Origin of the sequence: Pseudomonas sp. St290, assembly GCF_018325805.1 — a bacterium.
Taxonomy (GTDB): Bacteria; Pseudomonadota; Gammaproteobacteria; order Pseudomonadales; family Pseudomonadaceae; genus Aquipseudomonas; species Aquipseudomonas bijieensis.
On sequence record NZ_AP014703.1, the window covers coordinates 4,424,970 to 4,449,665 of the forward strand.

17 protein-coding genes and 1 pseudogene are annotated in these 24,696 nt (G+C 60.8%); 8 read left to right on the plus strand and 10 right to left on the minus strand.

Going from position 1 to position 24,696, the window contains the following annotated elements; translation table 11 throughout:
* Positions 1-4 precede the first annotated feature (4 nt).
* Positions 5-1,483 (plus strand): aldehyde dehydrogenase family protein, encoded by a 1,479-nt coding sequence (locus tag PBDP_RS19200; protein ID WP_116832894.1) that lies wholly within the window; start codon positions 5-7, stop codon positions 1,481-1,483.
* Between the two features lie 87 nt (positions 1,484-1,570).
* The gene (locus tag PBDP_RS19205) at positions 1,571-2,569 is read left to right on the plus strand and encodes a helix-turn-helix domain-containing protein (protein ID WP_109755626.1); all 999 of its coding nucleotides are present in this window, start codon (positions 1,571-1,573) and stop codon (positions 2,567-2,569) included.
* Positions 2,570-2,846: 277 nt separating this feature from the next.
* Here PBDP_RS19205 and PBDP_RS19210 read toward each other — a convergent pair whose 3' ends face one another.
* The 3 genes from PBDP_RS19210 to PBDP_RS19220 are packed head-to-tail and all read right to left on the minus strand — an operon-like array spanning position 2,847 to position 8,583.
* Complete coding sequence (locus tag PBDP_RS19210; RefSeq protein ID WP_109755628.1) at positions 2,847-4,250, minus strand: efflux transporter outer membrane subunit; 1,404 nt, start codon at positions 4,248-4,250, stop codon at positions 2,847-2,849.
* Positions 4,247-7,387, minus strand: a complete 3,141-nt coding sequence (locus PBDP_RS19215; RefSeq protein ID WP_212801167.1) for an efflux RND transporter permease subunit — start codon at positions 7,385-7,387, stop codon at positions 4,247-4,249. Before PBDP_RS19215 ends, PBDP_RS19210 begins: the two co-directional genes overlap by 4 nt.
* Positions 7,388-7,389: 2 nt before the next feature.
* Entirely contained in the window at positions 7,390-8,583 is a 1,194-nt protein-coding gene (locus tag PBDP_RS19220) for an efflux RND transporter periplasmic adaptor subunit (RefSeq protein ID WP_109755630.1), read from the minus strand.
* A gap of 112 nt (positions 8,584-8,695) precedes the next feature.
* On the opposite strand from PBDP_RS19220, the gene baeS reads away from it, so the two are divergent.
* On the plus strand, positions 8,696-10,114 hold the full coding sequence (baeS, locus tag PBDP_RS19225) for a sensor histidine kinase efflux regulator BaeS (RefSeq protein WP_109755631.1): 1,419 nt from the start codon (positions 8,696-8,698) through the stop codon (positions 10,112-10,114).
* 3 nt (positions 10,115-10,117) lie between these two features.
* Positions 10,118-10,801 carry a response regulator gene (locus PBDP_RS19230; protein WP_116832898.1) on the plus strand — a complete coding sequence of 228 codons (684 nt, stop codon included), beginning with the start codon at positions 10,118-10,120 and terminating at the stop codon, positions 10,799-10,801.
* A gap of 131 nt (positions 10,802-10,932) precedes the next feature.
* On the opposite strand, the gene PBDP_RS19235 is transcribed toward PBDP_RS19230, so the two are convergent.
* The 3 genes from PBDP_RS19235 to PBDP_RS19245 all read right to left on the minus strand — a co-directional run bounded on the left by PBDP_RS19235 (position 10,933) and on the right by PBDP_RS19245 (position 13,432).
* Positions 10,933-11,382, minus strand: a complete 450-nt coding sequence (locus tag PBDP_RS19235; protein ID WP_109755633.1) for a hypothetical protein — start codon at positions 11,380-11,382, stop codon at positions 10,933-10,935.
* Between the two features lie 107 nt (positions 11,383-11,489).
* Complete coding sequence (locus PBDP_RS19240) at positions 11,490-12,752, minus strand: HAMP domain-containing sensor histidine kinase (RefSeq protein WP_109755634.1); 1,263 nt, start codon at positions 12,750-12,752, stop codon at positions 11,490-11,492.
* Complete coding sequence (locus tag PBDP_RS19245) at positions 12,749-13,432, minus strand: response regulator transcription factor (RefSeq protein ID WP_109755635.1); 684 nt, start codon at positions 13,430-13,432, stop codon at positions 12,749-12,751. The genes PBDP_RS19240 and PBDP_RS19245 overlap by 4 nt, the downstream gene beginning before the upstream one ends.
* A gap of 225 nt (positions 13,433-13,657) precedes the next feature.
* Between PBDP_RS19245 and bamA the strand changes: the two genes are divergently transcribed.
* From bamA to PBDP_RS19260, 3 genes are all read left to right on the plus strand, one after another.
* Positions 13,658-16,024, plus strand: a complete 2,367-nt coding sequence (gene bamA / locus PBDP_RS19250) for an outer membrane protein assembly factor BamA (protein ID WP_163857865.1) — start codon at positions 13,658-13,660, stop codon at positions 16,022-16,024.
* A 116-nt stretch (positions 16,025-16,140) separates the two neighbouring features.
* Complete coding sequence (locus PBDP_RS19255) at positions 16,141-17,073, plus strand: glycosyltransferase family 2 protein (protein WP_249411869.1); 933 nt, start codon at positions 16,141-16,143, stop codon at positions 17,071-17,073.
* A gap of 139 nt (positions 17,074-17,212) precedes the next feature.
* Positions 17,213-17,941 (plus strand): NAD-dependent epimerase/dehydratase family protein, encoded by a 729-nt coding sequence (locus PBDP_RS19260; protein ID WP_212801168.1) that lies wholly within the window; start codon positions 17,213-17,215, stop codon positions 17,939-17,941.
* Between the two features lie 161 nt (positions 17,942-18,102).
* On the opposite strand, the gene PBDP_RS19265 is transcribed toward PBDP_RS19260, so the two are convergent.
* The 4 genes and pseudogenes from PBDP_RS19265 to PBDP_RS29980 all read right to left on the minus strand — a co-directional run.
* Positions 18,103-20,268 (minus strand): glycosyltransferase, encoded by a 2,166-nt coding sequence (locus tag PBDP_RS19265; RefSeq protein ID WP_212801169.1) that lies wholly within the window; start codon positions 20,266-20,268, stop codon positions 18,103-18,105.
* Entirely contained in the window at positions 20,261-20,947 is a 687-nt protein-coding gene (locus PBDP_RS19270) for a 2OG-Fe(II) oxygenase (protein ID WP_212801170.1), read from the minus strand. Before PBDP_RS19270 ends, PBDP_RS19265 begins: the two co-directional genes overlap by 8 nt.
* Positions 20,941-22,461 carry a polysaccharide pyruvyl transferase family protein gene (locus PBDP_RS29975; RefSeq protein ID WP_249411870.1) on the minus strand — a complete coding sequence of 507 codons (1,521 nt, stop codon included), beginning with the start codon at positions 22,459-22,461 and terminating at the stop codon, positions 20,941-20,943. Before PBDP_RS29975 ends, PBDP_RS19270 begins: the two co-directional genes overlap by 7 nt.
* Positions 22,441-23,664 (minus strand): annotated as a pseudogene (locus tag PBDP_RS29980) (ABC transporter ATP-binding protein); the annotation flags it as partial. The pseudogene PBDP_RS29980 and the gene PBDP_RS29975, both read right to left, overlap by 21 nt.
* A gap of 183 nt (positions 23,665-23,847) precedes the next feature.
* Between PBDP_RS29980 and PBDP_RS19280 the strand changes: the two are divergent.
* The gene (locus PBDP_RS19280; protein ID WP_212801172.1) at positions 23,848-24,666 is read left to right on the plus strand and encodes an ABC transporter permease; all 819 of its coding nucleotides are present in this window, start codon (positions 23,848-23,850) and stop codon (positions 24,664-24,666) included.
* Positions 24,667-24,696: the final 30 nt, after the last annotated feature.

Here is a 24,696-nt window from a genome sequence, read left to right on the forward strand (position 1 = left end):
GATTATGACGACTCAACCGCTCGCCCCCTACGCCATCAACGGCGACCAATACATCAACGGCACTTGGCGTACCGGGCGCTCCACGCGCCGCCTGGACGACCGCAACCCCTTCAATGGCGAACCGCTGCTGGAGATGCCCCTGGCCTCGGTTGCCGATCTCGACGACGCCTATCAGGCCGCGCACCAGGCGCAGGCGGCTTGGGCACAACTGCACCCCACCCAGCGCGGTGCACAACTTGAAAAGCTCGCCCAGGTCATCCAGAACCGCCGCGAAGAAATCATCGACTGGCTGATCCGCGAGTCCGGCAGTACCCGGATCAAGGCAAGCATGGAATGGCAATTCACACTGAACCTGGTGCGTGAATGCACGACGATGCCGATGCAGGTCGAAGGTCGGATCCTGACCAGCTACAAGCCCGGCGAACAGAGTTTTGTCTTTCGCGAGCCCTTGGGTGTGGTGGGCGTGATCAGCCCATGGAATTTCCCGCTGTACCTGAGCATGCGCTCGGTGGTGCCGGCACTCGCCCTGGGCAACACGATTGTGCTCAAGCCCGCCAGCGACACCGCGGTGACCGGCGGATTGCTGATTGCCCATCTGTTTGAAGAAGCAGGCTTTGCGCAGGGGACGCTCAACGTCGTGGTCGGCGCGGGCTCGGAAATCGGCGATGCCTTCGTCGAGCACCCGGTGCCGAGCCTGATTTCCTTCACCGGCTCGACGGATGTGGGGCGCAATGTCGGCCGGATTGCCACTGGCGGCAAACACATCAAGCGCGTGGCCCTGGAGCTGGGTGGCAACGCGCCGCTGGTGGTCCTGGATGACGCCGACATTGAAGTTGCCGCGCACGCCGCGGTGGTCGGGCGTTTCCTGCACCAGGGCCAGATCTGCATGAGCGTCAACCGGGTGATCGTCGACCGCTCGCTGTATGCCGACTTCGCGGCGCTGGTGGTCGAGCGCGTGCGCAATCTCAAGACCGGCGATCCCGCCCTGGCGGATACGGTGATCGGGCCGGTGGTCAATCAGAACCAGCTCGACGGCCTGCTGCATAAAATCGACAGGGCCCGCAGCGCCGGCCTCAAGCGCCTTTGTGGCGGCCCGGCATCCGGGCTGGTGTTGCCCGCCCATGTCTTCGGTGAAGTAGACGCCGATCAGGAACTGGCCCGCGATGAAACCTTCGGCCCCCTGCTGCCGTTGCTGGTCGCCGAAAACGAACCCCATGCATTGGCATTGGCCAACGCCAGCGAGTATGGACTGTCCAGCGCCGTGTTCACCCGGGACATGGCCCGTGGCTTGAACTTCGCCCGTGGCATCGTGGCGGGCATGACCCACATCAACGACATCACCGTCGATGACCAACCCAATGCCCCGTTCGGTGGCGAAAAGAACTCCGGCCTCGGTCGCTTCAACGGTCACTATGCCCTGGATGAGTTTACCCGTGCCCATTGGGTAACCTGGCAGCCCGGAGGCCATCACTACCCGTTCTGAGCCTGTGGCACCCTTGGTCAGACCCGGATCGGGCCAATCGACCCTTGGCCCGGTCCGCCAGAAAACAATAAAAAACAGAGGCGAAAAATGAACCATCTAGCCTGCGTGTCCACCGATCAGGTTGTTCGCTCCGACCGCCTGATGAAGTGGAAAGAGTTCATGAGCGATCACCTGGGGCGCACGCCGGACTATATAAAACGGCTGGAATCGACCTTCATTGATCCGTTGCATGACAGCAACTTCCAGGGACGGCTGGAGTACGGAGACCTGGGCCAATTGCGCTTCTGTCGAATGACTGCCAGCGCCCATCGCTATTCACGCCACCTGAGCAAAGCGGTCGACGCCCTCGACACGCCGCGCATGTTGATCATGCAGGTGGCTGGCGTCAGTCATTTCGATCAGGGCCAACAAAGCAGCGTGCTGGCCCCTGACGAAATGCTCCTGGTCGACTGCGGCAAACCTTTCAACGTGACCAGCACGCAAGGCTGCGAACATTTCATCCTGCTGTTCCAAGGCGCACCCGGGCAACTCGCGCAAACCGGCGACATGCACCTTAACGGTCGCAATGGACTGGGGCGGATGCTGATGCACCTGATCAGCGATGCCTACAACCAATACCCCTTGCTGAACAACCATTCGGCCGGGCTGATCGGCGACAGCATCACCGGGCTGCTGGATAACGCGCTGAAGAACAAACAGGAAGAAAAGCAACTCGAACACGACTTTCGCTTCTTCAAGCAGAACCGTCTCAAGGCGTACATCGAGCGCCACCTGGCTGACCGCGACCTGACCATCGAACGCATCGCCAACGCCGAACAGTGTTCGGTACGCAGCCTGCACCGCGCCTTCCAGGATGAACTGGGGTGCAGTGTCAGCGAATACATCTGGCAGCGGCGCCTGTCGCGTTGTGCCGAAGACCTGCGCAACCGGGAACATGCCCATCGTTCGCTCACCGATATCGCCTACGCCTGGGGCTATGGCAGCAGCTCCCACTTCAGCCGGCATTTCAAATCGACCTTCGGCATGTCCCCTCGACTGTTTCGCGACACCGCGAGCGACAGCCGGGAGAAATCGACAGCGGCTTGAGGCTGTTGCCCATTCAGCCCTGTGGGAACCGAGCCTGCTCGCGATGGCGGTGGGTCAGCTTGCAATGCGGTTGAATGGGCCGGCGCTATCGCGAGCAGGCTCGCTCCCACAATTTTTTCCGCGTGGTTCTCAGGTACAGCATCCACCCAAAATCCCCTGTGGGAGCAAGCTTGCTCGCGATGGCAGTGGATCAGCTTGCAATGCTGTTGAATGGGTCGGCGCTATCGCGAGCAGGCTCGCTCCCACAGGTCCGGGTCATTGGCTTTACGCCCCCGCCCTACCCTTGATTCCAGCCTCCGCCCATCACCTTGTACAACGTCACGCGGTTGCTCTGCTCGGTCAGGCGCAAGGTGATCAGGTCCTGTTGCGCACTGTACAGGGAGCGCTGGGCATCCAGCGCTTCGAGATAGCTTTGCGAACCGCCGCGGTATAAAGCGTCGGAGAGCTCGAAGCTCTTGCGGCTGGCGTCGGTCAATGCCTGCTGGGCCTCGATGCGACGATCCAACGTGCTGCGCTCCGCCAGGGCATCGGCCACTTCCTTGAAGGCGTTCTGCAGTGTTTGCTGGTAGGTCTGCACCTGGATCTCGCGCTCGGTCTTGGCCGAGTCCAGTGTCGCGCGGTTACTGCCGGCATCGAAGATCGGCAGGCTGATGCTTGGGGCAAACGTCCAGGCACCACTGCCGGACTTGAACAGACCGGACAAGGCCGAGCTTGAGGAACCGGCATTGGCCGTCAGGCTGATGCTGGGGAAGAACGCCGCACGGGCCGCGCCGATGTCGATATTGGCGGATTTGAGCGAGTGCTCGGCGGCCAGCACATCCGGGCGGCGTTGCAACAGACTGGAGGGCAGTTCTGCCGGCACCTGCACCAGCGCCGCGGCCGACTCCAGGTTCGCGCCCGGCAGCAGCTCTTCGGGAATGTCGCTGCCTACCAGCAGGCGCAGGGCGTTGCGATCCTGCAGGATCTGGCTTTCATACGCCGCCGCGTCGACCCGGGCCGACTCCACGGTGGTTTGCGCCTGGGCCACGGACAGACCGGAGGAGCCGCCCAGGGCGTGGCTGCGCTGGGTCAGTTCGTAGGTCGCCTGCTGACTGCGCAAGGTCTCCTGGGCCAGGTGCAGACGCTCGTTGTCGGCCGCCAGGGTCAGCCAGGCGGTCGCCACCTCGGCCACCAGGCTGATCTGCGTGCTGCGCCGGGTTTCGGTCAAGGCCAGGTAGTCTTCCAGCGCTTCGTCCTGAAGGTTCTGCACCCGGCCGAACAGGTCGACTTCATAACTGCTCAACCCCAGTTGCGCACTGTAGTCATGGGTGGTGGCCGCCGAGCCCGTGTTGGACAACGAACCGGGCGTGCGACTGTGGGTACCACTGACGCTGGCATCGATCGAAGGCAGCGACTCGGCTCGCTGGATGCGGTATTGCGCCTGGGCCTTTTCAACGTTCAGGACGGCCAGGCGCAGGTCGCGGTTATTGCTCAGCGCCAGGGCCTGCAAGCGCGCCAGGCGACTGTCGGTGAAGAAGTGCTGCCACTCGATGTCGGCACTCACCTCCCCCTTGGGCGTACTGGTGGTTGGCAACCACTGCTCGGAGACCGGTGCCTCTGGGCGTTCATACTGCGGCGCCAGGTTCATGCAGCCACCGAGCAGCGTGAGAATGGCCAGCAAGGGCCAGCGGAACTTGATCATGCGTCACCTGATTGAGCGGATGGAACAGAGGTCGAAACCGGGGAAACGCGCTCGAAACGCCGACGGATCTGCACGAAGAACAGAGGTACGAAAAAGATCCCCAGCACCGTGGCGCAAAACATCCCTCCCAGCACACCGGTCCCAATGGCCTGGCGTCCGGCGGAACCTGCACCGGTACTCAGGGCCAGGGGCAAGACGCCGAACATGAACGCCAGGGACGTCATGAGAATGGGCCGCAAGCGTTGCCGCGCGGCAATCAGCGTCGCCTCGCGCAAGCTGTTGCCCTGTTCTTGCAGGTGCTTGGCGAATTCCACGATCAGAATCGCGTTCTTGGCCGCCAACCCCACGGTGGTCAACAGCCCGACCTGAAAGTACACGTCGTTGCTCAAGCCACTGAAACGGGTCGCCAGCACCGCCCCCACCACTCCCAGCGGTACCACCAGCAACACCGAGAAAGGCACCGACCAACTCTCGTAGAGCGCGGCCAGGCAGAGGAATACGAACAGCACCGAGATCCCGTACAGCAACGGCGCTTGCGAACCGGATAGACGCAATTGATAGGACTGCCCAGTCCATTCGTAACCGATGCCTTCGGGCAACTGTTTGAAGATGGCTTCCACCGCATCCATGGCGTCCCCGGAACTGACCCCGGGCGCCGGGTCGCCAACCACCTCCAGCGAAGCGTTGCCGTTATAGCGCTCCAGCAACGGCGAGCCATAGCTCCACGAACTGCTGGCAAACGAGGAAAACGGCACCATCTCGTCATTGCTGTTGCGCACGAACCAGTGCTCCAGGTCGGCCGCCTGCATCCGCGACGAGGCCTCACCCTGGACGTAGACTTTCTTCACCCGGCCCTGGTTGAGGAAGTCATTGACGTAGGTGCCGCCCAGCGCCGTGGACAAAGTGGTGTTGATGTCGCTGGTGCTCAGGCCCAAGGCGCCGGCCTTGCGATCATCGATACTGACCTTGAGCTGCGGTGCGTCGTCCAGGCCATTGCTGCGTACCCCCAGCAGGCGCGGGTCTTTGTTGGCCAGATCGATGAGTTTCTCCCGCGCCGCCACCAGCGCATCATGTCCCAGGCCACCGAGGTCCTTGAGTTGCAGATCGAAGCCGGACGTCTGCCCCAGGCCCCGTATCGCCGGTGGCTGCATGACGAACACATTGGCATCGGCGATGCTCGACAGTGCCAGGGTCGCCCGTTGGGCGATGGCGGCCGCATCCTGCCCCGCCCCCGTGCGTTCACTCCAGTCCTTGAGCCGGATAAAGGCGCGGGCCGCGTTCTGGCTGTTGCCGTTCATGCCCAGACCGGAAATGCTGATCAGCGCCTCGACTTCCGGTTGCTCGAGAAGGTAGCTTTCGAACTGCTCGACGACCGCCTGGGTGCGACTGTCCGTAGCCCCCACCGGTAACTGCACCTGGGCCATGAGGATGCCCTGGTCTTCATCGGGCAGAAACGAGGTCGGCAGGCTGGCATACCCCAGCGCCATTGCCAGCACCAACAGTCCATACACCAGCCAACTGCGGCGCCCACGTTGCAAAATAGCGCCTACCTGGCCTTTATAGGCCTCGGCACCACGTTCGAAGGTACGGTTGAACCAGCCGAAGAAACCGCCCTGGGCACCATGACCGTCGGACGGCTTGAGCAGCGTCGCGCACAAGGCCGGCGTCAGCGTCATGGCCACCAACACCGAAAGCACCATGGCCGAGACGATCGTGACCGAAAACTGCCGGTAGATGATGCCCGTGGAACCGCCGAAAAACGCCATGGGAATAAACACCGCACTCAGGACCAAGGCGATGCCCACCAGGGCGCTGGTGATTTCATCCATCGACTGGCGCGTGGCGTCCAGGGCCGACAACCGTCGCTCGCCCATTACCCGCTCGACGTTTTCCACCACCACGATCGCATCGTCCACCAGCAGGCCGATGGCCAGGACCATGGCGAACATGGTCAGGGTATTGATCGAATAGCCGAACAGCGCCAGTACGCCGAACGTGCCCAGCAGCACCACCGGTACGGTGATCGCCGGGATCAGCGTGGCCCGCAGGTTCTGCAGGAAAAGGAACATGATCAGCACCACCAGGACAATGGCCTCGCCCAGTGACTTGACCACTTCTTCGATGGACAGGCTGACAAAGGGCGTGGTGTCGTAGGCAATCACGTTCTTGAGTTGCATCTGCGCCGGATAGAACGGCTCCAGTTCCTTGAGCTTGGCCTTCACCGCTTCCCCCACGCTCAGGGCGTTGGCCCCGGCGGCGAGCTGGACGCCCATGGCGGCAGCAGGCTTGCCGTTGAGGGCAGAGCTGACGTCGTAGCTTTCACTGCCCAACTCGACCCGCGCCACATCCCCAAGCAGCACCACGGCCCCGTCGCTGGAGGACTTGACCACCACATTGCGAAACTCTTCGACGGTTTGCAGCTTGCTGCGGGCGCTGATCGTGGCATTCAACTGCTGCCCCTTCACCGCCGGCATGGCCCCCAGTTGACCGGCGGAAACCTCGGTGTTCTGCGCCTCCAGGGCACTGCTGATATCCGAGGGCATCAGCGCATATTTTTCCAGCAAGGCCGGGTCCAGCCAGATACGCATGGCATAGCCGGAGCCCAATGTCTGCACATCGCCGACACCGTCGAGGCGGCTGATGGAATCGAGCAAGGTGCTGGAGATGTAATCGCCGATCTGGGTACCGGTGACGCTCGGGTTGTCGGACACCAGGGCGGCAATCATCAGGAAATCCGAGCCGCCCTTGGTCACGGTCAGGCCCTCGCTTTGCACCGACTGCGGCAGTCTCGACTCGGCCTGTTGCAGCTTGTTCTGCACTTGCATCTGGGCCACGTCCGGGTTGGTGCCGGCGGTGAAGGTCAGGCTGATACTGGCACTGCCGTCCGAACTGCTGGAGGCCGACATGTAGGTCAGGTTATCCAGGCCCTTCATTTGCTGCTCGATGACCTGGGTCACCGAGTCTTCCACGGTCTTGGCCGAGGCGCCGGTGTAGGTCGCGGAAATGCGCACCGTCGGCGGCGCGATGTCCGGGTACTGTTCCAGGGGCAACTGGCTGATCGACAGCGCGCCGGCAAGCATGATGACGATGGCGATGACCCAGGCGAAAATCGGCCGGTCGATGAAGAAACGTGCCATGTTCAGCCCTCCTGCGCGATGGCGACAGGGGTCGCTTTCTGCGTACGGCTGCGGGTGCCGGCGTTCTGCGCCACCACGGCGTCACCGACCCGGACTTTTTGCCCGCCCTCGACAATCACCTGGTCTCCCGCGTTAAGCCCAGCCGTGACCCACCACTGGTTATCCACGGCGCGATCGATACTCAGCACGCGCTGCTCGACCTTGCCATTGACCACCACCAGTACCGAAGTCGCGCCGCTGGCGCTGCGGGTCACCGCCTTCTGTGGGATCAGGATGGCCTTGTCATCCCGCGCCTGCTCCAGCACCGCCCGCACATACATGCCCGGCAGCAACAGCCGGTCCGGGTTGGCGATTTGCGCGCGCAAGGTCACTGTGCCGGTGCCCTCGTTGACGCTGACCCCACTGAACTTCAAGCGCCCTTCATGGGCGTAGAGACTGCCGTCATCGAGCTTGAGGCTGATCCGCGCCTCGCCTTCACCGTTGCTTTGCAGCACGCCGCTGGCCAAGTCGCGCTTGAGGCGCAGCAGCTCGGTGGTCGACTGGGTGACGTCTACATACATCGGGTCCAACTGCTGCACCGTGGTCAGTGCGCTGTCCTGGTTGGCGACTACCAGTGCCCCCGGAGTGACCGTCGAGGTTTCGATGCGCCCGCTGACAGGCGAACTGATGCGGGTATACGCCAGGTTGATGCGTGCGGTGTCGACATCGGCCTGGGCCACTTGCAGCTCCGCTTCGGCGGTCAGCAGGCTGGCCTGGGCATCCTCGTTGTCCTGCTGGCTGATGGCATCGATTTTCGCCAATTGCGCGTCACGCCTGGCCGTGGCCTGGGCCGACTTCAGAGTGGCGCGGGCCTTGGCCAGGCTCGCCTGGGCTTGCGCCAAGGCGGCTTTGTAGGACGCCGCGTCCAATTGATACAGCGCCTGCCCGGCCTTGACCTCTGCCCCTTCGACAAACAGCCGCTGCTGGACAATACCGCCGACCTGCGGGCGTATCTCGGCGACCATGAACGCCTGGGTACGTCCGGCCAACTCAGTGGTCAGCGCCTGGCTTTGCGGTTGCACGGTGATCACCGAGACCTTGGGCGGTTCGGGTGTAGGCGCGGATTCGCCGGAGCAACCGCCCAACATGAACAACACGATCAAGCACACCAGGAAGGCGGCGGTCACCAGGGATTTGGCGAATAATTTGGTCGACATAAATGCCTCTGCAAGACGGATGGTTCAAGCCAGGCGCCATACTGCGAGGCAAATGTGCAGGAAAATTGAAGATTGCCCGCCGCCCTTGAATCTTCGTGGCGCCAGGGCCTAAATGGACGGGCCACTCACCGACCTGCCCGAGCCCATGAAACTGAGCATCTCCACCAAGCTGTTTATTGCCGTACTGGCCAGCGTGCTGTTCGTCATCCTGAGCATGGGCGTGGCCAACGGCTGGAGCTTTGGCAAAGGCTTTCTCGACTACCTCAACGAACAAGCCCTGTTGCGCATGACGCCGGTATTGCCGCGCCTGGCCAGCGCCTATGAGCGCGAAGGCAACTGGGAATTCCTGCGCAACCAGCCCGATCGCTGGTTCGAACTGCTGCGTCCGGAGCCGGGCGAAAACACCACCCACCCAGAACGGCCGCCCATGCCGATGTCCGATCTGACCGGCGCGGTGTTTCGTATCGCCCTGCTGGATCAGCAGAAACAGTTGGTAATGGGCTACTCGGCGATTGCCAACGACGCCTTGATGCGCCCGGTGCAAGTCGCAGGGAAGACCGTCGGCTGGCTGGCGGTGACGCCGTTCCAGAACGTGACCGAAGCTGGCGGCGAACGCTTTCGTCAGTACCTGGTGCGCACCAGCCTGGCGGTGGGCGTACTCTCGTTACTGTTGGCAATGCTGATTGCCTGGTGGATCGCCCGCACCCTGCTTGACCCGGTCAAGCGCGTGGCCGCCGCCACCCACCGGTTGGCCGCCGGTGAATACAGTAACCGAGTGTCGGTGGCGTCCAATGACGAAGTCGGTCAGTTGGCCCGGGATTTCAACCAGTTGGCGTATACGCTGGAACGCAACGAAAAAATGCGTCGGGAATTCATGGCCGATGTGTCCCACGAACTGCGCACCCCGTTGTCGGTGCTGCGCGGTGAACTGGAAGCCATCGAAGACGGCGTACGCACCCTCGACCCGTCCTCGATGAAGTCACTGCAAGGCGAAGTCAGCATGCTCAGCAAACTGGTGGATGATCTCTACGAACTGTCCCTGGCCGATGTCGGCGCGCTGACCTACCGCAAGAGCGAATGCGATCTCAACGAGCTGTTGGAAAGTTGCGTGGCGATGTTCCAGGAGCGTTGCAATGCCCGACACCTGAGCCTGGAGCTGGAACTGCCAGCCCCGTCGCTACGCTTGGAGGCCGACCCCAAGCGCTTGCAGCAGCTGTTCAGTAACCTGTTGGAAAATGCCGTGCGTTATACCGACGAGGGCGGTGTGCTGCGTATTCGAGCCGCCGACGAGGGCGACACCGTGCGCGTCGACTTCCTGGACTCCGGTCCCGGGGTCGATGCCACCCAGTTATCACGGTTGTTCGAGCGTTTTTACCGCGGCGAAACCTCACGCAATCGCGCCAGTGGTGGCGCTGGCCTGGGGCTGGCCATCTGTCACAGCATCGCCCTGGCCCATGGCGGCAGCCTCAGCGCCGATCACTCGCCGCTGGGCGGCCTTTGGCTGACCCTGCGCCTGCCACGGAGCGCCTGAAGCATGGTCAATGACAGCCCGATCCTCATCGTCGAAGACGAACCCAAGCTGGCCGCACTGATGCGTGATTACCTGGTCGCCGCCGACTATGCGGTTCAATGCCTGGACAACGGGCTACAGGTGGTGCCGGCAGTCCGGGCCCACGAACCGCGGCTGATTCTGCTCGACCTGATGCTGCCAGGGCGCGACGGCCTGCAAGTGTGCCAGGAGCTACGCAGCTTCAGTGCCGTGCCGATCATCATGATCACCGCCCGCGTGGAGGAAGTGGATCGCCTGCTCGGGCTGGACCTGGGGGCCGACGACTACATCTGCAAACCCTTCAGCCCTCGGGAAGTGGTGGCCAGGGTCAAGGCGATCCTGCGCCGCAGCCCGCAACTGGTGGCCAACCAACCCGCGCGCCTGCTGATTGACGAAGACCGCTACCAAGCGTCACTCGATGGCATCGCCCTGGACCTGACGCCCTTGGAACTGCGCCTGCTCAGCACGCTGGCACAGTCCCCGGGGCGGGTGTTTTCCCGGGATCAGTTGCTCGACAGGATCTATTCCGATCACCGGGTGGTCACTGATCGCACCGTCGACAGCCATATCCGCAATCTGCGGCGCAAGCTCGAACAGGCCTGCCCGGCGGAAAACCCCATCGAATCGTTGTATGGCGTGGGTTATCGGTTTCAGCTTGCCGACGTCTGAAGCCTGCCAAAGCAGGCTGCCTTGACGAGCGCCCTTTCGTCGTGTGCGGATGCTGTGAACACCCACAATCCTCTGTGGGAGCGAGCCTGCTCGCGATAGCGGAGGGTCAGCGACACAGATGCTGAGGGTCTCTATTGATCCGCCGAATAGATAATGGTTTGCGCACTGCCCCCCGCAGCAGGCCGACGAGTGAAGTAGGTGTCGCCTTCGTCTGTCTGAATCTCGTAGTCGGCCTTGCTGGTCACACGACTCGATGCATCGGTGTGCTTGATGATTTTCAGCACCCGTTGGAACTTCACGCCTTGAGTACCGTTCTGGGCGGGGCCGGTGAGCACATTGACCTTCTGGAACCAGCCTTGCTGCTTTTTGTTCGACACCAGCGTGCCGGTCAACGCTTCAAAACGTTCAAGACGGGTAAACCCCCAGAGTGTCTGTTCCTCGACCACTTTGCCCGGCGTGGCGGAGCCAGTGAAGACAAACAGGTTGAGGCCCGGATTGTCTTCGCAGAAGAAGTCGTAGGGCACCAGACCGTCGACCATTTTCTTGCCGGGGACGAAGCCCTTCTTATGAACCAGAAACATGACCACCTCCACGCTGAAACGTCAGCAAACGCTGCTTGAGTTTGAACGCAAAGTCTACTGAGGCGGGGCGTACAGAGCCGTCAAGCCAATGTAATATCGTGTAAAGATCATGCCCAACGGGGCAAGCTGATTTCCACGGTCAACCCGCCGGACGGCTCATTGCGCGCGTGGATGGTGCCGCCGTGTATCTCCACGGCCCGCGAGGCAATGGCCAGGCCCAGGCCAAAGCCGGCACTGGCTTCGTTCAAGCCACGCTCGAACGGATTGAAGATGCTCTGTAGCCGCGAGTGTTCAACCCCCGGGCCCTGATCGCTGATCTGCACCGTCAGGCCGTCTACGCCGCCATTGACCTGGGCCACGACCATCACCGTGGTGTTTGGCCGGGTATGGCGCACCGCGTTTCGAATGACGTTCTCGAAACACCGATACAACAGCTCGCCGCTGACCCGACTGACAAACCCCGGGCACGCCTGCAGACTGACCTGGCACCCTTTCATCTGCGCTTCGAATCGAGCGTCCTCGACGATTAGCGACAGCAACTCAACGATATCGACTGGCTCGCGCTCGATACTCTCTGGTCGGCCCTGCAGACGCGCCAGGGTCAACAAGGCCTCGATCAGCGTGTCCATGCGCACCGACTCACGGTCGATGCGCTCCACCATTTCCTGGCGAGCCGGATCTTGCCGCAGCAGCCCGATGGCCGCCTGCATGCGGGTCAACGGTGAGCGCAGTTCGTGGGAAATGTCGTGCAACAAGTGTTGTTGGGCTTCTACCAACAGCTTCAACTGGTTGGCCATTCGGTCGCAGTCTTCGGCCAAATCGACGATTTCATCACGTCGCGCGCCCATGATCGGCTTGACCCGGGTTTCGAAGCGTCCTTGGGCCACGTCACTCATGGCGCGCCGAAGATAGGCCAGCGGCCATGCCAGGTAGAACGCCATGAAACCGCTGAACAGCGCGCTCATGACCGTGCCGATGATCAACGGCGTCCAGGGGCTTGGCCCTTTGTCGCGCTCTTGAGCCAGGGGATGGGTCGACTTGAGCAACAGTGCGGCGCCGTCCTTGCCGATGACCGATCGCGTGTAAGCCGGTTGCGCAACCGGTGCCCCGGCCAGCAATTGACCGGTACTGTCATACACGCCAACGGCCTGGTCAGCAGGGTGCTCCCAAACCGCCAGCAGTTGCCGGCCCGACTCCACGCCAAACTGGCGCAGGAGCTGTCCTTCAGCGGCCAGGATGGTTTCCAGATGAGGATCCCCTGGCCTGGAACTGCCCATCATCAGCAGGCCCAACCCGACCAGGAAGGTCAGGCTGGTGGCGAGCCAGAACGCCAGGAACAGTTTCCAGAACAGTCGGCTGGGCTTCATCATTCGGCAATCAACAGGTAACCGAGGCCACGCACGCTCTGGATCCAGGCCTTGGCGTCGGGACGCGGCCCCAACTTGTGGCGAATGCTGCTGATGTGCACATCGATGCGTCGGTCATAACGCGTCAAGGGACAGCCCAAGGCATTGAGCGACAGATTCTGTTTACTCACCACTTGCCCGGCACAGCGGGCCAGCTCCTCGAGCAAACTGAACTCGGTACTGGTCACCCCCAGCTCGCGCCCTTGCCAGAGCGCCTGGCGCTTGCCGGGCCACAGGACCAACGGCCCGGTCCTGATCACTTCGCTGGTTGACCGATCCGCCGGCTGCACCCGACGCATGATCGCCCGCAAACGCGCCACCAATTCCCCCGGTGAGCTGGGCTTGGGTACATAGTCATCGGCCCCCAGTTCCAAGCCGGTGATCTTGTCGATGTTGTCGCCACGGGCCGTCAGCAACACCACCGGCACCTGGCTCACGGCCCGAATGCGCCTGAGCACCTCGATACCCGACAGCCGCGGCAGCATCACGTCCAGCACCACGATGCTGTAGCGACCGGACAGCGCTTGAACCTCGCCCTCTTCCCCCGTATGCACCGCAGTCGCCTCGAAGCCTTCGCGCTCCAGGTATTGGCTGAGCATTCCCGTCAGTTCCTGGTCATCGTCGACTAGCAATACAGAGATCATGGGCCGCTCTTGAGTAGGTGTCGGCCCATTATCGCCCGTGTGCCACGCATCGTCATCGCCGCGGGCCAACCTTTACCTAACTTGACATTGGGTTAACCGCACCAAACGCGGCGAACTTTTATGCTTGCTCGCCACCAGCCCGCTCGCTCCCGCGGTGACTCGTCTTGCGGTGAGATATCCGCCTCCACCTACACCACTTGTCGATGTGTCCTGGATAAGATCTTGATGAATTTTTCGCGCCTGCTCTGCTCGGCTGCACTGCTGCTCAATGTCACACTGGCTCACGCCCAAGGGTTCAAGATTTCCGATATTCGCATCAACGGCCTCCAGCGCGTTTCCGCAGGCAGTGTGTTCGGGGCCTTGCCGTTGAACGTCGGTGATAACGCCGATGAGCGGCGCCTGGTGGAGTCCACGCGCGCGCTGTTCAAGACCGGCTTTTTCCAGGATATCCAACTGGGACACGACGGTGACGTATTGATCATCACCGTTGTCGAGCGACCGTCCATTGCCAGTATCGAGATCGAAGGCAACAAGGCGATCTCCACTGAAGACCTGATGAAGGGCCTCAAGCAGTCCGGCCTGGCCGAAGGCGAGATCTTCCAGCGCGCCACCCTCGAAGGTGTGCGTAACGAGCTGCAACGCCAGTACGTTGCCCAGGGCCGCTACTCGGCCACTGTCGACACCGAAGTGGTGCCGCAGCCGCGCAACCGCGTCGGCCTGAAGGTCAACATCAACGAAGGCACCGTGGCGGCTATCCAGCACATCAACGTGGTGGGCAACACGGTTTTCCCGGATGAAGACCTGATCGACCTGTTCGAACTCAAGACCACCAACTGGCTGTCGTTCTTCAAGAACGACGACAAGTACGCCCGTGAAAAACTCTCCGGTGACTTGGAGCGCCTGCGTTCCTACTACCTGGACCGTGGCTACATCAACATGGACATCGCTTCGACCCAGGTGTCCATCACCCCGGACAAGAAGCACGTCTACATCACCGTCAACGTCAACGAAGGCGAGAAATACACCGTTCGTGACGTCAAACTCAGCGGTGACCTGAAGGTCCCCGAAGACCAGGTCAAGTCGCTGTTGCTGGTGCAGAAGGGCCAGGTGTTCTCGCGCAAGCTGATGACCACCACGTCCGAGCTGATCACCCGCCGCCTGGGCAACGAGGGCTACACCTTCGCCAACGTCAACGGCGTGCCACAGCCCCACGATGAAGACCATACCGTCGACATCACCTTCGCCGTGGACCCGGGCAAGCGTGCCTACGTCAACCGCATCAACTTCCGTGGCAACACCAAGTCCGAGGACGAAGTGCTGCGCCGTGAAATGCGCCAGATGGAAGGTGGCTGGGCTTCGACCTACCTGATCGACCAGTCCAAGACCCGCCTCGAGCGCCTGGGCTTCTTCAAGGAAGTCAACGTCGAGACCCCGGCCGTACCGGGCGTCGATGACCAGGTCGATGTGAACTACAGCGTCGAAGAGCAGGCTTCCGGCTCGATCAGCGCCAGTGTCGGCTTCTCGCAAAGTGCCGGCCTGATCCTCGGTGGCTCGATCACCCAGAACAATTTTCTCGGCACCGGCAACTACGCCAGCCTGGGCTTGACCCGCTCCTCCTACCAAAGCAAGTACAACATCGGTTTTACCGACCCCTACTTCACGCCGGACGGAGTGAGCCTGGGCTACAACGTGTTCTACAACGCCACCGACTACAACGAATACTACGATGACGACTATTCGTACTATTCCATCAATAGCTACGGCGCCGGCACCACCCTCGGCTATCCGATCAATGAAACCTCACGGCTGAATTTCGGCTTGACGGTGCAACATGACAGCATCGAACCAGGCACCTACAGCGCCGATGAGATCTACGACTTCATCGAGCGTGAAGGCAAGGACTTCACCAACTTCAAGGCCAACCTCGGCTGGTCGGAGTCGACACTGAACAAAGGCGTGCTGGCCACCCGCGGACATTCGCAAAACCTGAACCTGATGGTGACCGTGCCCGGCAGCGACCTGAGCTTCTACAAGATCGACTACACCGGGCAGGCCTTCCTGCCGGTCAGCGACGCTACTTCGCTGCGCTTGCACACCAAACTCGGCTACGGCAACAGCTACGGCTCGACAGACGGCCTGCCGTTCTATGAAAACTACACCGCCGGTGGCGAAGGCTCGGTGCGCGGCTTTGAGAGCGGCACCCTCGGCCCGCGCAACACTCCGGCCACCGGCACCTATGCCAGCGCCGGCCAAGCGTACTACTCCGACCGGGACACCGAGTCGCTGGGCGGCAACATACTCATCACCGGCGGCGTGGAATACCTGTTCCCGCTGCCTTTTATCAAAGACAACAAATCCCTGCGCACCTCAGTGTTCTGGGACGTCGGCAGCGTCTACTCCGACAAGTGCTACCTGAGCACCACCCAGGGATGCGACGGGCTCGACCTCAGCCAGATGGCCAGTTCGGTAGGCGTCGGGGTGACCTGGTATAGCCCGCTGGGTCCATTGAGTGCCAACGTGGCCTTTCCGGTCCGAACCCCGGATAACGCCGATACGCAGGTGTTTCAATTTTCCTTGGGGCAGACATTCTGACCATGCTGGTCGGAACTGGTCGAAGGCCGTGGACCTGCTATCTTGAATACCAACCTGAGTAGTTGCGATCCCATGCGTATCCAGGTTTGAGCAATGGAGTGATTAAGTTGGAAGCAATGGAACTGCCCGCTATTGATGAATGGAGCACATCATCTCTACGTGGCGAGTGTGATGTGATCATTGTCAATTACAACGCTGGTGAGCTTTTGGTGGCGTGTGTAGGGTCGGTGTTTACCGCCGGCGCTTCCCGGGTGATCGTGGTGGATAACGACTCTCACGACGATAGCCTGATGCTGTTGGAACGAACCCACGCTGCCGGCGACTCGCTTCAAATCGTACGCAACACCGCCAACCTCGGCTTCGCCGTGGCGTGCAACCAAGGTGCCCGCCTGTCCACGGCCGCCAATTTATTTTTCTTGAACCCGGACAGCGTGCTGGCCGTCGATGCCATGGACCGCTTGCTGCTGGCGCTACGCAGTTCACCAGAGATCGGCATGGTCGGAGGGTTCCTGTGCAATCCGGACGGTAGCGAGCAAGCCGGGGGACGCCGGGTGTTTCCGACGCCCAGACGCGCCTTCATGCGGGCTTTCGGACTTTCACGGCTCTCAGTATTTTTTCCATCGGTGTTTTCCGACTTTTTACTGCACAAGGAACCGCTCCCCAGCGCCCCCATTGTCGTTGAAGCCATCTCCGGGGCTTGCACGCTGGTCAAGCGCGAAGCGATCGAGAGCGTCGGGTTGTGGGACGAAGACTATTTCCTTCATTGCGAGGACCTGGACTGGTGCATGCGCTTCCATCAGGCCGGCTGGAGCGTTCTGTTCGTGCCGGATGCCCAGGTGACGCATGTATTCGGTGGCTGCAGCCGTCATCGTCCCTATTTCGTCGAATGGCACAAACACTTGGGGATCCTGCGTTTCTATCGCAAGTTTTTCCGCCGCAAATACCCTGCGGCCCTATGGGTCAGCGTGGTGATCGCGGTCTGGTTTCGGTTCAGTCTGATGATCCTTCGCCACGCGACTACCCGGCTTAAAAATGCATGGAACCCCTGATAAGAGGCCTCAGTTGCGAATAGGAATATTGGGCGGCTCCAGCCTCCTGGGCGAGCGCGCCCTGCCATTGCTGGCACAAACCGGTCACCCAACGAGTGCTTTCACTCGAAGTCTGCCGCCCAAGGTGTCCTGCCCCGATGTGACGTGGAGAAACGCTGACAACTGGCACGGACTGACGCTGGATACCTTCCTGTCATTTGCCCCCATCTGGGTATTACCCGATTATCTGGAGCGCCTTGCCAGCGCCCACGTCAAACGCGTTGTCGCGCTGTCCTCCACAAGCCGCTTTGCCAAACAAGCATCGCCCGACGCTCGGGAAAGGGCGTTGGCGCAACGCTTGGTACGCGCAGAAGAACAGCTCGAGCAGTGGGCGATCGAACGGCAAATCGAATGGGTGATCCTGCGACCGACCATGATCTATGGCTTTGGCCGCGACAAGAACATCTCGCAAATTGCCCGTTTCATCCAACGCTTCGGTTTTTTTCCGCTCATCGACGGCGCAACCGGACTGCGCCAGCCGGTGCATGCTGACGACGTGATCCAGGCGTGCCTGTCGGCCCTGAGTACTCCTGGCCTGCCCAGTGGCGGCTATAACCTCTCGGGAGGGGAAGTGTTGCCTTATCACACCATGGTGAGACGAATATTCCAGGCCCTGGGATGCCCCGAACGAACACTGCCCCTCCCCGCCAAGGCGTTAACCCAGGTCGTTTCGATCATGCGCTGCCTGCCACGCTACCGACATCTTTCTGGCGCGTTGGTGGCGCGCATGAACCAGGACCTGGTATTCGACCATTCCGACGCCAGTGACCGGCTTGGCTTTGCGCCCAGGGCGTTTCACCTGATGGGCGAAGACTTGCCCGGGCGCTGAAATAGCCTCAGGCGAATTTTGGGTCTACTGAAGATTGAGTGTGGGAGCTTGCTCGCGATAGCGGTGGTTCAGTTTGCGGTGATGTTGCCTGTGCCGACGTCATCGCGAGCAAGCTCGCTCCCACTCATGTCGACTGTAAACAGCCTCACGACCAACGCGACCTAGCCCTTCTCCTGCGTCTCGATACCAGGCTCGGCGCGATGAACATGGGCTTGCCAAGCCCCCCATTTGCTTTCGAAGTACGCCTGGTTCTTGTCCCAGAGGGCCTGGTACTCACCGCTGGCGATCAGCTTCCTGAACGATGCCTGCCCGTAGTGATGGATAAACGCATCTTCGGCACAGACCGTCCGGTAACCGGCCGCCTGCACGCGACGGCTGTAGTCGTCGTCTTCGAACATCCCGATACCGAATGCTTCATCCAGATACCCCACCTCTTCGAGGATCCCACGGCGGAAGGCGATGCAAAACATGGCGAGCATCGAGATATCGAACGACCGTCCCTTGTGGGCTTCGGTGTAACGGTCTGCAAAATCTTGTATCTGTTGAATGTCGGTGTAGGAAACTTCGACTTTCGCTTCGTTTCCTACCGCATTCGTGACCGGTCCGACCAGGCCGACACTCGGGTCCCTCAAATGCCTGACCAGCGGTTCCAGCCAGCCGTCAGGCACTACCGTGTCGTTATTGAGCAACAGCAGGATGTCACCGTCGGCTTCTCGCAAGCCCTGATTATTGGCCGCAGCGAAGCCTCGGTTGTCCGGGTTGAGAATGACCTTCGCGGTCGGTACCTCTTGGCGCAGGCGCTCAAGATAATCACCCGTACCATCCTGCGAACCATTGTCGACGACAATGAGCTGGTAATTGGGCCAGGCGGTATTGCGCAGAATGCTGTTTACACATTGAACGGTCAGATTGAGATTGTTGTACGTCACAAGCACGATGGAGACTTTTTCGTACAGCCCGACGATCGCCAGTTGCATGCTATTGAATCGATCTTTCCAGTCATTGGCCCGGGCCAGTTCTACGCGTCGTTTGTACAGGGCCAGGTCGCTCTCGGCCAAGGCACGCTCGATCTGCTCGATGAACTCATCGACCCCGGTTGCGAAGTACAGCAAGTCTTTATAGATGCTCATCTCCGTCAGTGGGGTGGAGATCACCGGCTTGCCTGCACTGATGTACTCGTAGAACTTCACCGGATCGACCGCATGAGTCACGTTGTAGAGCCTGAAGGGAATCAGGCAGGCATCGAAATGCTCCAGGTAAAGCGGCATTTGCGAATAAGGCTTCCTGCCCAGCAACTGCACATTGGGCTTGTGCTCAAGGCCCGCCAGATCGTCGACGAAAATATCCCCCACCAGGATGAAGTTCCACTCTGGCCGCCTGTCCGCCAGCGCTGCCAGTAACGGATAGTCGAGCCATTGCGCCAGGGCACCGTAGTAACCAATCACCGGGCCGACAAGCCCGCTGAGCACATCATTGGTGAAACAGTGCTGCCGGAAAAAGGCGAAATCCACTGCGTTTCGGACCAGTACACAGCACGGGTTGTGGGCGCTCCACTTCTGGTAAAGCAACGCGGCGGAAACGGTTACCAGATCCGCCTGGGCAATCAGGCTCTGTTCCTCGCTCAGCAGTTGCTCACCGATGTTCGGAAAACCATCCCAGTCATCCATGCAGTCATACTGAATGCGCCAGCCATGCATGGCTCGCAGGCTGCGGGCCACGGGGCTCCAATAGGCGATATGTACCACCGAGAGGGCGGTTCTTATCTGCATATCGGCGACCAGCGCAGTCATGGCGAGCAGCAAAGCCTGATGGTTCTCAGGCGTCACTGTTTTTTCGTAATACGCCTCTTGCACATCACGTTGCAGCGCCACTTCAAAAATGTTGGGCGCCACCGACGTCAATCGATAGGGCTGTCCCTGCTCCGGCACACTGGAGGGGACGATGTAAAACACCCGATAACCATTGCTCGCGAACTGGCTCATCAACTGCTGCGGTCGCTGGAATCGTGCAGCCCACTCAATGTTGGCAAAGCAGAGGATATCCAGGTGCCCTTTGGTGGTGAAGTCCGGTTCCACCTCAGGGTTCGGCAACGGCTCCGGTGCGGTCGGGTAGACGATCGCAGCGGCTGTCTCGGGAAATTCCTGCGTTGCGCTAAAACCATAACGCATCCACCGAAAAAGCGAGCGCAAGGGTCGGGTAAAACGCCACGAACGGGTATTTTGCAGGAAGTCGACTTTTGCCAAGGCGATATCGCGCTCATGGATGGCTGCGTCTCTTTGAGCCAGGGCGGCGTCGCGGTCGATCAAGGTGCTGTCGAGCTTAAGCACGTGGGTATCCATGCAGTGGGGTGCGGTCGCCCGGCGGCCACATGGAACTCTGGGAGCCCGGTCGGTAGAACGTTGCCGTCAGGCTGCGGCGGGAAGAATGGCAGCCACTCACCACCGGGGTGACGGCATGCCAGGAATGATCCGAGCGCACCAGGATCGCCGAGTTGCCCACCAGGGGCTCGATCTCGGCCGCCACGGCCTTGGGGTCATTGCTGTGCAGGATATTCAGGCACCCGCCGTCATTGCGGTCCCAGGACTCATTGAAATACAGGATATGGGTGACCAGTTTATCGGGCAGGTCCGGATGGGCCCCCAGGCTGGCGCCGGGACCGTAATGAAAGACGTTGACCTCCATCGGTACGGCACGCAGGTCGATCCCGGTCAGCTCCGACATGGCCTCTCGATAGCCCGCCGAGCCAAGATCCCGGGCCAGCCTCAACCACGCCTCGCTCAGTTCTTCAGGGAAAGCGATGGTGTTGGAGCCCATGCCCACCAGGGCACGGGCCTCATAGTCATAGTTCTTCTCACCGCCATAACCACTCACCGTCTTGAAGTGGTCATGAGGAAAGGAGGCCGCCAACGCGGCGGCGTCCTCGACCGAATACAGGCTGCCGATTTCAGCCCATGAGAACGGGTGAGCCCTTAGAGCCGCTGGCGTAAGACGAGAGAGATCTAGCATTGTCTGTTCTTGTTCGCTGTCAGGTTTCTGATACCACGGGCAATGGAGCGCAGTGGTGCGGTCATTCGGAAGGAATTGGAGTTCTGCAACTCAAGCATCTTGGCGTCACTGAGCGCCAGTTGCTGACTGAGCTGAACGATCTGTTGCTGCTGGGCAAGCGCTTGTACTGCCGGGTCGTGCAGCGGCTCGATGAGCTCAGGCTCGGGCACGACAGGGCTTGCCGGACATTCAGCCGGCAAGGGGGCGCGGCCCTCGGCGGCGGCTTCGAGCAGGTTGGGCAGATGCTGTAGAAAGGCCCCCAACACCGGCTGGGCAGACGTTTTACCCTGGCGAATAATCGCCGCGACCCGATCCCAATGCTCGACCAACCGATCCGCCGCCGCACGCGCCGCGGGCGATGGGTGGGTCTTGCCGACACGGGCGATAAACCATTGCGGATCGACCGTGGCCACGTCCGGCAACGCGTGGAGTGAGTCGAACTTCGCCAGTGCCGTGTACTTGCCCGTCGTCAGATCCGCCGAGCAAAACACCGGGACACCAAACGCCAGGGCGGTGATTGCCAGGTGGTAGCTGTGGCCGATCACCGCTTGGGCCTGGCTGATAATTTCCGCCATCAGCAACGGTTCCGGCCAGAACGACAAGGTGATGGCCTGGGGCAGGCGCGCCGCAATGGCCGACGGATCGTCCCCCAGGACGGGGCCAATCGGCACCACCAAAAACTGATAGCCCTGGAACGCCTCGGCGTGGTCTTCGAACAGTTTTACAAAGGACTCCACCACGTGAATGGCATGGATCACGATGTAGGGCCCGATCAACCCGGCGCGCTCGCGCAGGCGAATGAACTCGGCGCAGGGCTGCTGCTCGTCGATCAGGTGGGGCAAGCCAAATGCGGTATCGGGCAACACTTCGATCTCGGCCTGTTGGGTGAGCGCGCCGAGAGTATCGCGTGACAGTGCATCGCGTACTCCCACGTACTGGCTTTGCTCAAGAGCCATCGTCAATAACGGCCTGGCCCAGTCGGGGATACTGTTGCAATGCATCCCGGGGGCATTCCACATGACCGGGACCCCGTGCTGCTGCGCGATGAGCGCAGGGGTCAGCCAATAACCGGTAGGGTGATGGATACTGGCGGTCGTCGGACCATAGCCGTGGGCAACGACTTTATCGAAGCGGATCAGGAAGCCACCGCCGATCAAAACACCATCCAGGCTGGACGCCACATGAGGCAGCTCGGTCAGCGACGTCACCGCATAGGGCCATTGCGGTGTTTTTTTGGCGTGATAGGAAAATCGATGCAGGTTGACTGAACCCAAGCGCCGGGCCAACTCCGCCTCGGCAATGAGCGGAAACAGCAGATCGCCGTAGTTTTCTACGTCAAAGGTACCGAATATAGCGACCTGCCAAGTGCGCTCGTCCAAGTGTTCCGTCAAAACCTTCTCTCCTTGGGTCCCACAGGCCTTGGCAAGCGACTCGGCTGGACGAGGGTCGATCCTCTGCAACCCCAGGTCGACCATGCCCAGGAAACGCTTGTGGTTCGGCAGCATGTCGAACGCCAATGGCGCGACCTGCTTCTCGATCAGTTGTGAGGTGTCTTCCGTCGCACCGTGCAACAGTTTGAGCGTGACATGATAGCGGCCCTCGGCGAGGTTGGCCGGGAAGCGCACTGTAATCGCCGTACGCCGCCAACCGTTTTCGACGGGCCCCGGTTGCAGTGCGAAGTTACCGCCACCAATCACCAGCAGCCTGGCTTCCTGAATGGTGAAGCTGATGTTGGGTTGAGTGATCGACTCATGCAGCATGGCCTCGACGCGAATCTCGATGTCGTCGCCATACAGGTAACTGGAGCAAAGCTGCTGGGTGTTGGTAAAGCAGGCGGCACTGATATGCCCCTCTTCGGTCCCAAAGGCCATCCCCTCCTGCTCGCCCATGAATGGCTTGCGCGTTACCGGCATGACCCCGCCACTGGCCCAGCGACGTTGCTCGTCACGCATGTCGAGCAAGTGCAGTTCGGCCATTTCGTCGGGTGAGCCACTGGCAACGACCCGGCCCGCGCGCAAGTAGATGACCCGGTGGCAAAAGCGCTTGACCATGCTCATGTCATGGGAGACGAACAGCAGCGTCGTGCCCTTGGCCGCCAGTTCCTCCAGCCGATTCAGGCATTTGAACTGAAAGGATGCATCGCCGACGGAGAGGGCCTCGTCGACGATCAGGATCTCGGGCTCGACACAGACCGAAACGGCGAAGGCCAGCCGTACCAGCATGCCGCTGGAATAGATTTTGGTGGGCTGATCGATAAAATCGCCGATATTGGCAAAGGCGACGATGTCATCGAAGCGAGCGTCGATTTCCAAGCGACTCAAGCCCAGCACCGCCGCATTCACATAGACGTTTTCCCGGCCGGTGAATTCCGGATTGAAACCTGACCCCAGCTCCAGCAACGCTGCAATCCGGCCATGCCCCTGGACGCTGCCCCGGGTCGGCATCAACGTTCCGCAGATCAGCTGCAACAGGGTGGATTTGCCACTGCCATTACGGCCGATGATACCGACGGTCTCCCCCCTTGCGATGGTCAGGGAAACATCGTCCAGGGCCCAGAACTCGCGATAGAAACGCTTCCTGCCGCGCACCAGCATCTGCAACAGGCGGTCCTTGGGCGCATCATAAATCTGATAACACTTGCTCAGGTTTTCGGCGCTGATGGCCACTTCAAACGACATCGGTAAAACCCTTCCATGAATCGCGGCCATTATTGCGGCGTTACTGGATCAGTCCTTCGTTGGGCACTGCGGATGAGTTAAGCACAGATGGGATAAAAAACTGCGAATGAATCTACACTTGGCCTACCCTCATGAGGATGCCACTCAAGAAGCATCCGATATTGTCTTAAGGATCAAGCACCGATGCAGTCGTTCAGCATGTCCCCTGTCGCCATGATCAAGAGTGTCCTGGTCAATCGAATCTTGATCTACGTGTTGATCCGCAGGGAAGTCATCGGTCGCTATAAAGGCTCCATGCTCGGCATTTTATGGTCGTTCTTCACCCCGGCCCTCATGCTGGTGGTCTACACGTTCGTGTTCAGTGTCGTCTTCAAGGCCCGCTGGTCTGGCGGCGGTGAGTCCAAGAGCGAATTCGCCCTGGTGCTGTTCGCTGGCCTGCTGGTATTCAACCTGTTTTCCGAATGCATCAACCGTGCGCCTGGCCTGGTGCTGGCTAACACCAACTACGTCAAGAAGATTGTATTCCCATTGGAAACCCTGCCCCTGGTGTCCCTCGGCGCAGCGCTGTTCCACATGGCTGTCAGCCTCCTGGCCTGGCTGGTCTTCTACATCGTCCTGTTCGGTACCCCACCGGTCACCGCTCTTCTGCTGCCACTGGTGCTGTTACCGTTGGTGTTGCTGACGCTGGGTATTTCCTGGTTTCTCGCCTCGATAAGTGTGTACCTGCGCGATATCGGCCAGTTCATCGGCATTATCATCACCGCGATGCTGTTCCTTTCTCCGATTTTCTATCCCCTCTCGACGCTTCCACAGAGCTATCAGGCCGTCTTGCAGGCAAACCCGCTGACGCTGCCGGTGGAAATGGTTCGCGATGTAATGTTCTGGGGCAGGCCGCCGCAATGGGAGCACCTGGCGGTTTACTCGGCAATCGCCGTGCTGATTGCCTGTTGCGGGTTTGCCTGGTTCCAGAGGACACGCAAGGGCTTCGCCGACGTCATATGACGTTTGTCGCGTGGCACCCCGTCCAGCAAC